The following is a 12,917-nucleotide window of genomic DNA, read 5'->3' as shown; positions in this document are numbered from 1 at the left end:
TTTACGCTCCCTCAGAATTAGCAGCAATTGAAACGAGTGCGCCCGGGCGAATGCGCTGCAGTCCGGAGGTAACCACTACGTCGCCAGCATTGAGTCCTGCAGTAACTAAGAATTCAGAACCAACTTGCTGACCAAGCTCCACGATACGCACTTGGATTTGGTTATTACCATCAACAACCATGACAGTTGCTTCACCTTTTGGCGTACGCACTATTGACTTTTGTGGCACCGCTATGGCGTTTTGTTGTACACCTAAGCCTAACTTGGCGCGCACAAACATCCCAGGAAGAAGTTCGCCATCTGGGTTAGGGAACACGGCGCGCATGGTCACCATAGAGGTTGATGGGTCAACACTGACTTCGGAAAATTGCAATTTACCTGTGTGTTGGTACCACATATCATCGTCAAGCTGCAGTTGCACCGCAGGCGCATCTGCGTTGGCTTTACTGTTTGTGGTAATGGTTTTTCGTAATGAAGCTAACTTAGATGCCGCTTTAGTCATATCAACATAAATAGGATCGAGTTGGCGAATGGTCGCCAAAGCGCTCGTTTGATTGGCTGTGAGCAATGCGCCTTCTGTCACCGCTGAGCGACCAATTTGCCCGCTAATCGGTGCGCGAATCGCTGTGTAATCTAGGTTGATTTGTGCGCTCAATACCGCCGCCTTTGCTGCAGCTAAGTCCGCTTGTGCTTGCAAAGCATTGGCGTGGGCGTCGTCGTAATCTTGTTTACTAACGGAGTTGGTGCCTAATAGGCTTTTAATTCTTTTAGCGCGACTTTCTGTATTTTTCACAGATGCTTGTGCTTTTGCTAATGATGCTTTTGCGCTGGCTAGCGCCGCTTCAAAAGGCGCTGGGTCTATGCGATAAAGTAACTCGCCTTTTTCGACCATTTGCCCTTCATCAAAAAGGCGTGTTTGCAAAATACCACTGACTTGAGGGCGAATTTCTGCCTGTCGAAAATCTACCGTGCGCCCCACTAACTCAGTATGTGTATCCACAGCTTTTGGGGTGAGGGTAATTGCCTCAACGGGAATAGGTTGCGGGGCAGCACTTACTTGAGCTTGTGCGGGTGCGCTGTCACACCCAGTTAAGCTAAAAGCAGCGACAAGACTTAATGCAATCAGCGATTTTGCTTTCATATCATACCTTTTTAAGAACGACGTAAAGATCAATAATGAAGCAATATACATACATGAGTGTATGTAAGCAAGGTAAACAATATCGTTTACATGTAACTATCTGTAATCACGATTGAAATAATTATTTTATTAAACCTGGTATCGGGCTTTATGAAGGAAAAAAGTGGTGAGTAAGTGCAAATAGTTGGGCCACAAATGTGGCCCAACTAAAATGAAAGGAGGGGCTAGCTAATTAGCGTGTGTAGCTCAGGTGTTGATAGAAGCGGGTGTTTATATCTTGGCGCTCAGGGTTTACATGCAGTGAAGCACATAAAGACTTAATGACACTTTCCACTTGATTCATAAAGCGCCCATAACCCATGTCATGTTTGTCTTCGTTACCTGCAACGATTATAAAGTCGATACTTTCTACCAACTTTGAACCGTCATAGATGACGTAGTTTTGCGTTGAGTCCATGCACGGCAAGAAGCTGAGTTTTTCCAGTTCTTCGTTGTGGGCACTGGTATCAATATCACGATGACGGATAAGCGGTGTACGGCCATTGGCTACCATAGCGCGACGCGGTAGTTTCTTACCCTCGCAAGCGCTTAAGAAGCTGTCCTCGATACGGGCATACAGTTTTGAGTAGTCTTCACATTGATTATCCAGCAAGTGAGTTTTGATTTGGCGTGTCAGTGGCAGGGTGAAACGGGCATACGTCAAATCTTTGTGCTCCGGTAACGGGCAACCACGGGCCTCATATCGTGAGTCTAACGCACGTAATTTGTAGCCATAACTTTCTTTGTGGCCTTTGGCGCGAGCGAACAGGTCATAGGTGAGGTGCTGGTGGTCTCGCACTTTAAATTGCAAGCTCCTAACTGGCAATTGCTCTTGGAGCGTGTTGAGGACTTTAGTTACGCGAGAGTGATAATCCGCAGTATTTGCACGAATGTCTTCACCCGTCGCTAAGAACAAAAAGCGAATTTTACGTGCTTTTTGTTCTTCATCACCGTGGACAGAGTGTGCTTCATGGTATCGCGGATTGTAGAAAAACAATTGCTGACGTTTCGTTTCCAAACAGTAAGATTCTTCGTGAAAACGCACGATGGGCAGTTTGTCGTTGATGAGCATGTGCACATTGTACAAGTCCGCTTCGTCACACAGCGCGAAGAGTTGGCGAGCAACGCGTTCATGGGCGCTTATACAGTCGCTAAAGCAGTCATAAAAGGTGTCGTCAGTGTTGAATTCAGCGAGAATATATTGATTCGCGCGTGCATTTGTTGGGATGTATACACGGTGTTGAGTTTGAGAAGCCATAATTATTCCTTGTTCCTTGGTATATTTATGGCGGCAATTTTAGAGTGGTTAAATGTCAACTATGTTGCGCTAGATTAAACTTTTATGACTTTTCCATTAGCGCAACACACAATCTCACAAAATCAGAAGACGTGAGTAATCCTTGAAGCTTTCCATCGTCCACTACGGGCATGCAACCATGGCGATTGGATAAAAAGAATTTGGCGATATCGATAAGCGGTTCGTCGGACATCACAGAAGCGAAATCGGTAGACATAATCTCTGACACGAGGGTTTGCTTTTCCTTTCGCTCTAATGCTGAAGCACCAAACACAGAAATTATCTTCATGACCTGCGCAATCATGACCTTTTGTGTAAGTATGCCAACTAATTTCTTATCATCACTCACAACTGGAATATGGCGAATGTTGTGCTCACGCATTACTTCATGAGCTTGATGTAATGTTGCCTCTGGTGCAATCGTAACCAAGTCGGTTGTCATTATTTCTTTCGCGGTTGCTAGGTGCATAAGGTCATCTCACTATGGGTAAATTCGTTATTTACGCTAACCTTTGAAAATTGATCAGGTATTGTTTTTAATCAAGCAAAGGCAATTTAATGGAATTAAAAGGGTTAGATCACATTGTGTTGCGTACTTCAAACGTAGAGCAGTTATTGGTGTTTTATCAAGGTGTGTTAGGTGCGCAACTAGAACGAGTGCTTGAAAATGAGGGGTTGTATCAGTTGCGTGCAGGTAGCTCATTAATAGATATTATATCGACTCAGGGTTCCTTGGACGATGGCAAAGAGCCAAGGCAAACTCATTCCCCATTGGCGCACTTATGTTTGCAAGTGCGGGCTGCGAATGAGCAAGCTGTGTTTCGCCATCTACGTAAACAGGGAGTGACGCAGCCAATTAGGTTTGAAACTCGCTATGGTGCCACTGGATTTGGTCGTTCTGTGTACATTCTTGACCCAGATGGCAATACCCTTGAATTAAAGCTGGTTTGACCCTACTAAAAGCTGTATGTTAACGGCAGATTTTGTCATAATGGCTTGGTTTAAAGCCACGTAGAATTCAGAGGAAAGTATCCCAATGGCGGAGATTGAAAATCGCCCATCGAACTTTATTCGAAATATTATTGATGCAGACTTGGCGTCGGGTAAACACCAACAAACACATACACGTTTCCCGCCAGAGCCAAATGGTTTTCTGCATATCGGCCACGCAAAATCAATTTGTTTGAACTTTGGTATCGCACAAGACTACCAAGGTTTATGTAATCTGCGTTTTGACGATACTAACCCAGAAAAAGAAGACATTAACTACGTTAATTCTATAAAAGAAGACGTTCAGTGGTTAGGTTTCTCATGGGACGGTGAAATCCAATATTCATCGAACTACTTCGATACGCTGTACGACTATGCTGTTGAGCTAATCAACAAGGGCCTCGCCTATGTATGCTTCTTGTCACCAGAGCAAGCACGTGAGTACCGTGGTACGTTAAAAGAGCCAGGTAAAAACAGCCCTTACCGTGATACACCGGTAGAAGAAAACTTAGCGTTATTTGAAAAAATGAAGAACGGCGAGTTTAAAGAAGGCGAGTGTGTGTTACGTGCCAAAATCGACATGGCCAGCTCATTCATGGTACTTCGCGATCCGATCATTTACCGTATTCGTTTCGCACACCATCACCAAACCGGTGACAAGTGGTGCATTTATCCAATGTACGACTTCACACACTGTATCAGTGATGCATTAGAGGGCATCACGCACTCATTGTGTACCCTTGAATTCCAAGACAACCGTCGTCTTTACGACTGGGTGTTGGATAACATCAGCATTGAGTGTCATCCGCAACAAATCGAGTTCTCTCGCCTAAACCTTGAATACACCATGATGAGTAAGCGAAAGCTTAACCAATTGGTTGTTGATGGTCATGTTGACGGTTGGGACGACCCACGCATGCCAACTATTGCAGGTTTACGTCGTCGCGGTTACACACCAGCATCGGTTCGTGAATTCTGTAAGCGTATCGGCGTGACAAAGCAAGACAACCTTGTTGAAATGGGGATGCTTGAAGCTTGTATTCGTGATGACCTTAATGATAACGCCGCTCGTGCAATGGCAGTGCTTGATCCGGTTCGCATCGTGATTGAAAACTACCCGCAAGATCAGGTTGAAATGTTAGACGCGCCAAATCATCCTAACAAGGAAGAAATGGGCTCACGCCAACTACCATTTACGCGTGAAGTGTTCATCGAACGCGATGACTTCCGTGTTGAAGCGAATAAGAAATTTAAACGCTTGGTGCTTGGCAAAGAAGTGCGTCTACGTAACGCGTATGTAATAAAAGCAGAGCGTATTGAAGAAGACGCTGATGGTAACATCACGACTATTTACTGTACATATGACGCAGATACACTTGGCAAAAACCCAGAAGACGGCCGTAAAGTAAAAGGTGTGATTCATTGGGTAAGTGCAACTCACTGCATTGAAGCAGAAGTACGCGTATATGACCGTCTATTCAACATCCCGAACCCAGGCTCAGCCGAAGATATCGCCGATGCATTAAATCCTGACTCGCTTAAGATTGTAGCCAACGCTAAGTTGGAGCCAAGCTTAGCTGATGCAAAAGCACTAGAGGGTTACCAATTCGAGCGTACGGGTTACTTCTGTCGCGATGACCATTTCGAGCACTTGGTATTCAACCAAACAGTAGGTCTTCGTGATTCATGGGCGAAGATTGAAAATCAGGATTAATCCTTGAATTGACTTTATTTATGAAGAGCATCCTAGTGATGCTCTTTTTTTTTGTGCTAGGTTATAACAATAAAAATAATATAGGAATATGGCCATGCATGAACATCATAACAAACTCAATTACGTTGAGTTTTCAGCACAGGATCTTACCTCCACTAAAGCGTTTTTCGAAAAGGCTTTTTCGTGGAAATTCACTGACTATGGACCCCAATACACAGCCTTTAGCGGTGTAGGGCTTGATGGAGGTTTTTATTACAATGATAAAGCCAGTGTTGCCGAGCAAGGTGGGGCCTTGTTGGTGTTTTACAGCGAAACCTTAGAACAGACATTAGACAAGGTCGAACAAAGTGGTGGGGTCATCAACAAGGCTATATTTTCATTTCCTGGGGGGCGTCGCTTTCACTTTATCGAACCCAGTGGCAATGAATTCGCGGTTTGGTCGGATAAATAACCGACCATCCAAATAACTATTGTTAACGCTGAGTACAAGATACCGTTTCGCCTTCAAATTGCCATTGAGCAAGCGCAGTGTTGCCTTTAAGCCAAAACATTTCATTGCGTCCTTGGTATTTTGCACCACTTGCTGACTCAAGTCGGTGCATCAACCAGCGTAGAGAACCTTTTTTGACCAGGATTTTTTCTGGTGTTGTGCTGAAAAACTGCACGTCGACTCTGTCTTCGCCGCATTGGTAGGTCTGAGTCGAAGTCGGGCTCAATAGGGAATATTCAAGTTGGATTTCATCAATTCGTTGCTGATAACTGTCTCGCGTACATGCCATTAAGTTACTGGCTTTCCAACACTCGTCACGCCCTTTTGCCCACCCTCGTTGGACGGCTTTAAGCGTTGCTGCGTCAGTGTCAACAACACGCTCTAATGCGCGTTTATAAATATCGTTTAATTGATTGTCCAGTGCTGCCAGTTCAGGAGATGCGCAGATTGCTGACTCAACTTGGCTTAGCGGTTCAACACACGCAAAGCTAGGGGCATGGATTTGTTGCTGGGCAATAAAATTACACCATTGCGAAGAGAGCATGGGTGGTTTGTTATTGAGTTCGTTGATGCCAAGTCGGTGTTCAATACTGGATGCCCACTCACTAGAACCTATATCTGGGCCATGACCGTGAGAATCTTGGCTTGATACTTGCCTATCTATTTCAGTGAGTGAAGCGATTGAACAAGTGTCACCGATTGCTGCCGCTGTCTCCTGTATCACCAGATTTTCTGGTTGTTCAGGAAGGGTATGACAAGCGGCAATACCGGCTAATACTGTGAGGAAAACAAGCCTTTTCATTACAACATTAAGGGTTAGCGGAGAAGATTTGCCATATTGTACGAAAAGGCAATTAACCCTTAGTGAACGCATTGCTAAATATTTGCTCAAATAGTGTTCGCTTGTTCAGTTTTGTATCTCATAACGGTAGCACCCGCGTTTTGGATGTGTTTTGATACAAGTTAAAATAATAACAATGGGTTGAATATGTTTAATAATCTCTCTTTACGTAAGAAGATACTGCTTCTCATCGGCGGTACCCTTAGTCTTTTAATGGTCGTAGTAGCGGCATTTTTCATAAATAATATCGCAGACTTATCTCGAAACAGTATAGAGAGAGAAGCGCAAAACTATTTGGAAGCTGAACGATTGTCTATGCAATCTTTCTTTTCTCAATATGGTCGCGTGGTCGAAACATACATTACTAACCCATCACTCATTGCCTTCTTTGAAAACTATGACCAACGTGGCACCAACTTAAGCGCACAAGCAGATTACGGGTTAATTAATAAAGACTTTGAGCGCATCAGTTCCAAAGACAGTAATATTTTGTCGGCATTTTTTGCGTCGGCTAAAACCGGTGAATATTTCAAAGAAAATGAACGAACATCTACCTATGCTGACGGCAAGCCATATTACGCGTACGAGCGTCCTTGGTGGCAAGATGCCATGACTAAAGGTCAGCTTTATGTTGGTGCGATTTCAGTTGATATCAGCACAGGCGATGTCTCTGCGGTGGTACAGCAACCAGTGTACAACGACCAGCGCCAACTTGTCGGTGTTGGCGGCGTAGACCTACAAATTAACGCCATAAAGGACATGGTGGAGAATATTACCTTCCAAGGCCAAGGTTACGGCTTTTTGCTTGACAGTGATTTGAATGTTGTCCACCTATCTAAGTCCACTGGTCATACTTTATCTATTACCGATGAAGGCGGTGGTAAAGATAACCTCAGTGCATTGGAACAACAGTTCAAAGATACTGCCGGATTTGGCGAATTAAATCAGGCTATCTCGAGTCAGGCCGAAGGCATTAGTAAAGTGACTTTAAAAGGCCAGGATTACTATGTGGTATTCAATGCGCTTAACTTAGACAAACCGATGATTGACTGGCACTTAGGTGTACTCATTCCCGTGAGTCTAATTGAACAACCAGTCAATGATGCTGTGATGAGTGCGTCTTTGGCTGTAATCCTTATTCTCGCCATTATTGTTGCAATGATTTTTTGGGTTACGCATCTAGTTGCCAAACCTATCACATCGTTGACGCATATAATGCGAGACATTGCTTCTGGTGAAGGTGATTTGACTCGCAGAATTGAGATTCACAGTAATGATGAAGTCGGCCAGCTTGCCCAGCACGTTAATACCTTTATCGAAAAGCTGCGCACTTTGATGTTGAAAACTGCAGAACAAGCGAAACAATTAAGCGAAGCTGCGAGTTACTTACAACAAGTTTCGAGCGAGACGAACAGCGAAATTCAAAAGGAAAAAATGCAAGTTGATAGCGTCAGCACCGCCGTTACGGAAATGGCCTCAACGGTCACTGAAATCTCACGAAATGCACAGCATACCAATGATGCCGCAGGCTCTGTACAAACAATCAGTGAACAGGGCAGGATGCAATCGAGCGAATCACAAATCGTGATGGGTGAGCTTGCTGCACATATCGGTGAAGCGGCGCAGGTAGTAACAGGGTTGGCTCAAGAAACAAACAATATAGGTGCGGTAATTGATGTAATTAATGGCATTGCTGAGCAAACAAATTTATTGGCGCTCAATGCAGCAATTGAAGCTGCAAGGGCAGGTGAGCAAGGCCGCGGATTTGCTGTCGTAGCCGATGAAGTGAGGTCGCTTGCAAGCAGAACACAAGAATCCACAGACGATATTCGCACCATGATCGATAATCTGCAAAGAATTGCGGAGCAAGCATCAGACATGATGCAGCAAGGTCAATCGCAGGCTCAAAGTTCAGTAACTCAAACTGAAGCGGTAATGGAATCATTGCAGCAGATCAGCGATTCAGTGACCAATGTACTTGACCAAAGTCACCAAATTGCTACTAGCACAGAACAACAAAGCATTGTTGCTGAGGACATTAATACCAGCCTTAACGCAATCAATGAATTGGTCAATAGCACAGCCAATCACGCAGATGTGCTTGCTAAAGAAGCCAGCGATCTGAACGCGTTGGCAACATCACTGAATGCGACGGTGAGCCAGTTCAAACTTTAGTCCTACAGCCCCTCTATATGAGGGGCTTATTTCTCAATTTCCCATGTATTTTATTACCCCCTCGTTTAGTTTGACTTTCCCTACATTGGTACTAAATTTAAATCTGGATATAAATCAGAAACTTTAACTATTTCGAGGACAAGCGTGAAGAAGCATGCGTATGCATTAATTGAGGGGTTATTATGGTTCTTCGCCGTTTCTAGTTTGTTGTATTACTCATCGACATTGTGGGCTAACAACGTTAGAGCAGACAACGCGATTAAGTCATTTGAGCAACGCAATATCACGTCTCAGGCTAACTCATTAACAGCACAAATTGAATATACTCCTGAGCTACCATCCACCGTCACTTTGTGGTCAAAAGAAGCATTGGCTGATTACAACAACGCCGAAAAAACACAAATTCCTCTCGCGCTCATAGCAGTCCCCAGACTACAACTGGAGGTGCCGGTGTTTACTGGTACATCGGAAGCTCAGTTAGACATCGGCGCGGGTTGGTTACCATCGACTGCTGAAGTCACCGACCCGAATGGGAATATCGCGATTGCAGCGCATCGAGACTCATGGTTTAGACCGCTTAAAGATATCCGCAAGGGTGACATCGTATCTGTCACTACTAACTCAGGTCTTGAACAATATACCGTAACCAATATGCAAGTCGTTGAGCCACAAGACACTTCAGTTTTGGCACACAGCAGAGATAAGCAACTGACACTCATTACGTGTTACCCATTTTACTTTGTGGGTAATGCACCATACAGATTTGTAGTAACCGCACGTAAAAACCATAGTTAATACTCAAGGAGAGTAAGATGAGAAAATATATGAAAGCCGCAGCGCTTGGCGCAGCGATTTTGATGTCTCAAGGGGCTGCGTACGCAGCAGAGCAAGGTTGTAGTGATGTAGTTTACGCTGAAGCTGTGACAGACAATTTCCCTGAAATTGCTGATGCCTGTCGCGCTGTTGTTGAACGTAATGGGATGTACTATACAGAAGTTGTTGCTCGTATAGGTAAAAAAGACACCCTTGATTCAGTACGCCTTCAATTGCGTATGAGCGATGACAGTTTGGGGCCAATCCACCATGTTAAAGGCGGCGACAATTTATCAGTCAAAACCAACAGTGGTGACACAATTTCGTGGAATGAATTGGCGCCTTACCAAGATATTTCGGTGTATATTCCAAGCGATCGCTGGGCTTTTGTGAGTGTTGAAGAGCCAGAAGAAGTTGTTGAGATTGCGATTGTTGAAGTGGAAGAAGAGCCTGCTTTGCCTAAAACTGCATCGAATATCCACTATGCGGGTATCGCTGGTGCCATTGCGTTATTACTCGCAATGTTTATGTTTATGCGAAGAAGAAAAGAAGAGTAATTTCTATATTAAAAGACTAATACGGGCTCGCTAAGGGCCCTTTTTATTGGGAGAAGTTTGGTACGACCGAGTGGATTCGAACCACCGACCCCCACCATGTCAAGGTGGTGCTCTAACCAACTGAGCTACGGTCGTACTGAGTTTTTCTTTTTCTTAAATTCATCCATGAAGCAATATCCTGTCGGCGTCCTGCCTCCACCTCGGTAGACTGCGAAGCGTTGCTTCGGTTCAACCTCGCCCAACTGAGCTACGGTCGTACAGAATACGAGATGTATTTTTAAGAATTGGTACGACCGAGTGGATTCGAACCACCGACCCCCACCATGTCAAGGTGGTGCTCTAACCAACTGAGCTACGGTCGTACTGAATTATCAAGGCGCAAATTGCTCCTTAACAACGCCGTGTAATATATAGTGAGACTAAACCCTTAGCAAGCCCAATTAGCTAATTTCATGATTGTTTGCTTTTTTTTTACTCACACAGGTTTTATATCGCACTGTTTGTAGAAATTTTGCCACCAAAGCACGTGGCTTTTGCTAGCGACTTTCAACTGCGCTAACAGGGCCATATGATGGCCTGTGCCAATCAAGTAGCTTTTCGGATTATTCGAGTCAGGCATAAATTGCCATATCTTAGCAAATAGCGGAGTGAATTCTTGTAAATCACCAGCCAAATGGGCCTGATAAGGTTGCAGCTGTTCAATATAAAACATATTAAAAATGTTATGCAGTATGGTCGTCTCACTACTGGCCCGTTTCGGAGGACAAATTTGCTCGCCAATATTTATTGTGTCTAATTCATTGGTTAACGCATTGTTTAGCGCGATCTGGACTCTACTTGAGGTGATTAATTTACGCACATAGTCGTTGTTGTTTAGTAAAGACAAGGCATCAGTCACTACACTGGGGTTAATGTCATTAAATCTTTGTTCGCTGATAGCTTGAGCAATGTTTGCTAAAGTGGCTAGTCCTTCTTTGCTTTGTACTTTTCCAGTTTGATCTTCAAAATTTAACTGAATTGCAGAGAGCGTAGTCAATCTTGCCAGTTCAGCCTCGCGCGCAAGCATATTGTTAAAATAATGCTGTGCCATACGCATTTTTTGCTTTTTTGCAGCGGACAAAGTGCGCTTTAATTCATCATTTAAATGGCGAGTTTTTGGATGCTGTAGACAGGGCTCTACAAGTTGGATAAAGCGAATCTGATATTTAAATAGCTCACTGGGTGTCGCTACTTTACCGAGTTGGTTGTTATGCGATGCAATGTGTCCAGCGAGTTGGCAGTGATTGAGCTGGCCAAGTTGAATAAGGTTAATTGTACTCGCCGGCGCTATTTCTCCGTATTCAAATTGCGGCCAAGGCTCGAGTTGAATGTTTGAAGATGTATTGATAGCTAAAAATTTTGCCAGTCTATAGCGATACTCGTGATGAACCTCAGCAGGTTGCTCAGCGCAACCTACTGCAAAAGTCACAAGGCTAAAAATTAAAAGGGGCTTGAGCAAGTCTTCTCCGTAGCGTGAAAATTAACATCACTGCTGCACAGGATAGTCCAACTATGATACCAAGCCAAAAACCCTGAGGGCCCATAGGCTCGACTATGAGATTGGTTCTGCCCAAAACGTAGCCCAAAGCAAAGCCAATAAGCCAGTATGAGATAAAGGTAATATAAGAAATAGGAGCCGTATGTTTTATGCCACGTAACATGCCGCTGCTTACTACTTGCAAGGCATCAGGTAATTGATAGAAACATGCGAGTACCATAATACTGGTCGCGAGGGCGATAACTTCTGGGTTATCACTGTATAAGCCACTTATTTGATACCTAAATAAATAGGTAATTATCGCGACGAACACAGCAATTGCAATGGCAAGCACGAAGCTGGTACCTAAGCAACGTCGCAAGGCGATAAAATCTTGTTGCCCGTACAAATTACCAAAGCGAATCGCTACGGCCATTGAAAGGCTATAGGGCAACATAAATAATACCGTGGTCACTGAAGCGGCTACCTGGTGCCCGGCAACAGCTATGGGCCCGAGCGTTGCGATAAACAACGGGATACAGGCAAATAAGGTAACCTCAAAAAATATCGCCAATGAAATAGGCACACCGAGTCTTATTTGTACCCCAATTGCTTTGACTTGTGGGTGCGAAAAGCGGCTAAATAAGTCTTTACCATTTAAACGCTTGCTAAACCAACTATAGATGAACAGTGACAGCCCCATTGCGCTCATAACTAATGCTGTAGCAACACCACAACCGGCACCACCTAAAGGTTCTACGCCAAACTTTCCGTAAATGAAAATATAGTTCGCAGGGATGTTAACTAATAAACCTATCACTGATATATACAGTGCGGGAGTCGTGTAGGCTTTACCCTCCGCGACATTACGCAGTAGGGTGTAAATGATAAAGCCAGGAAGACCAAACTGGACATATCCAATGTAGTCCAGGGCAAGTGATTTGACGTGTTTGGTTGTGTCTAAATAATCAATTACAACGTCCGCAAATTGTGCCAGGACAAATCCAGCGGTCAATAGAATTAAAGCGAGGTAGCAGCCTTGTTGAAAGTGGCTGCGAATTTCATGCTCTTGTTTTGCGCCAAAACTGTGCGCAACTAATGAGGTGACGGCTGTGAGAATACCGAGTAATGCAAACACCACTGGATTCCATAGGCCAGTTGCGATAGACAATGCGGCTAAATCGACAGCGCTTACTTGCCCAGCCATGATAGTGTCAACAACGGACATCAATACCAGTGTGACTTGCGCAAAAAATACGGGCGCAGCCAAACGCAAAAGGCGACTCGCTTCCCAAGAACAAAACTTCATATGCTCTAAAACATCAGATAAGATAAACAGCTATT

The 12,917-nt window shown here is 44.2% G+C and carries 12 protein-coding genes and 2 tRNA genes; 6 read left to right on the top strand and 8 right to left on the bottom strand.

All coding sequences use genetic code 11. The annotated features are described in order from the left end of the window. Position 1 precedes the first annotated feature (1 nt). The 3 genes from ACH19P_RS10470 to ACH19P_RS10460 form a co-directional block, all read right to left on the bottom strand. A complete protein-coding gene (locus tag ACH19P_RS10470) occupies positions 2-1,141 on the bottom strand; it encodes an efflux RND transporter periplasmic adaptor subunit (protein ID WP_462158496.1) in 1,140 nt (379 codons plus the stop codon). Positions 1,142-1,373: 232 nt separating this feature from the next. After that, positions 1,374-2,438 carry a DUF3083 family protein gene (locus ACH19P_RS10465; RefSeq protein WP_462158495.1) on the bottom strand — a complete coding sequence of 355 codons (1,065 nt, stop codon included), beginning with the start codon at positions 2,436-2,438 and terminating at the stop codon, positions 1,374-1,376. Positions 2,439-2,520: 82 nt separating this feature from the next. Beyond that, a complete protein-coding gene (locus tag ACH19P_RS10460; RefSeq protein ID WP_462158494.1) occupies positions 2,521-2,946 on the bottom strand; it encodes a CBS domain-containing protein in 426 nt (141 codons plus the stop codon). Between the two features lie 89 nt (positions 2,947-3,035). Between ACH19P_RS10460 and ACH19P_RS10455 the strand changes: the two genes are divergently transcribed. The 3 genes from ACH19P_RS10455 to ACH19P_RS10445 all read left to right on the top strand — a co-directional run bounded on the left by ACH19P_RS10455 (position 3,036) and on the right by ACH19P_RS10445 (position 5,632). Continuing rightward, entirely contained in the window at positions 3,036-3,428 is a 393-nt protein-coding gene (locus ACH19P_RS10455) for a VOC family protein (RefSeq protein ID WP_462158493.1), read from the top strand. An 85-nt stretch (positions 3,429-3,513) separates the two neighbouring features. Further along, positions 3,514-5,181 (top strand): glutamine--tRNA ligase, encoded by a 1,668-nt coding sequence (glnS, locus tag ACH19P_RS10450; protein ID WP_462158492.1) that lies wholly within the window; start codon positions 3,514-3,516, stop codon positions 5,179-5,181. Between the two features lie 88 nt (positions 5,182-5,269). Beyond that, positions 5,270-5,632: a VOC family protein gene (locus tag ACH19P_RS10445; RefSeq protein WP_462158491.1), complete on the top strand. Its 363-nt coding sequence runs from the start codon at positions 5,270-5,272 to the stop codon at positions 5,630-5,632. A gap of 22 nt (positions 5,633-5,654) precedes the next feature. Here the strand turns inward: ACH19P_RS10445 and ACH19P_RS10440 are convergent, their stop codons facing one another. Further along, positions 5,655-6,473: an MliC family protein gene (locus tag ACH19P_RS10440; RefSeq protein WP_462158490.1), complete on the bottom strand. Its 819-nt coding sequence runs from the start codon at positions 6,471-6,473 to the stop codon at positions 5,655-5,657. A gap of 186 nt (positions 6,474-6,659) precedes the next feature. On the opposite strand from ACH19P_RS10440, the gene ACH19P_RS10435 reads away from it, so the two are divergent. The 3 genes from ACH19P_RS10435 to ACH19P_RS10425 all read left to right on the top strand — a co-directional run bounded on the left by ACH19P_RS10435 (position 6,660) and on the right by ACH19P_RS10425 (position 10,057). Next, a complete protein-coding gene (locus ACH19P_RS10435) occupies positions 6,660-8,687 on the top strand; it encodes a methyl-accepting chemotaxis protein (RefSeq protein ID WP_462158489.1) in 2,028 nt (675 codons plus the stop codon). Positions 8,688-8,831: 144 nt separating this feature from the next. Further along, positions 8,832-9,482 carry a class D sortase gene (locus ACH19P_RS10430; RefSeq protein ID WP_462158488.1) on the top strand — a complete coding sequence of 217 codons (651 nt, stop codon included), beginning with the start codon at positions 8,832-8,834 and terminating at the stop codon, positions 9,480-9,482. A 17-nt stretch (positions 9,483-9,499) separates the two neighbouring features. After that, positions 9,500-10,057, top strand: a complete 558-nt coding sequence (locus ACH19P_RS10425; RefSeq protein WP_462158487.1) for an LPXTG cell wall anchor domain-containing protein — start codon at positions 9,500-9,502, stop codon at positions 10,055-10,057. Between the two features lie 58 nt (positions 10,058-10,115). Here the strand turns inward: ACH19P_RS10425 and ACH19P_RS10420 are convergent. The 4 genes from ACH19P_RS10420 to ACH19P_RS10405 all read right to left on the bottom strand — a co-directional run bounded on the left by ACH19P_RS10420 (position 10,116) and on the right by ACH19P_RS10405 (position 12,882). After that, positions 10,116-10,192, bottom strand: a tRNA-Val gene (locus tag ACH19P_RS10420). Between the two features lie 150 nt (positions 10,193-10,342). Next, a tRNA-Val gene (locus ACH19P_RS10415) sits at positions 10,343-10,419 on the bottom strand. A 113-nt stretch (positions 10,420-10,532) separates the two neighbouring features. Beyond that, positions 10,533-11,555, bottom strand: coding sequence for a DUF3080 family protein (locus ACH19P_RS10410; protein WP_462158486.1), 1,023 nt, complete (start codon positions 11,553-11,555; stop codon positions 10,533-10,535). Further along, positions 11,530-12,882 carry an MATE family efflux transporter gene (locus ACH19P_RS10405; protein WP_462158485.1) on the bottom strand — a complete coding sequence of 451 codons (1,353 nt, stop codon included), beginning with the start codon at positions 12,880-12,882 and terminating at the stop codon, positions 11,530-11,532. The genes ACH19P_RS10410 and ACH19P_RS10405 overlap by 26 nt, the downstream gene beginning before the upstream one ends. Positions 12,883-12,917: the final 35 nt, after the last annotated feature.

It is taken from the genome of Pseudoalteromonas sp. GB56, assembly GCF_054923835.1.
This window is presented reverse-complemented; position numbering and strand designations above follow the sequence as displayed.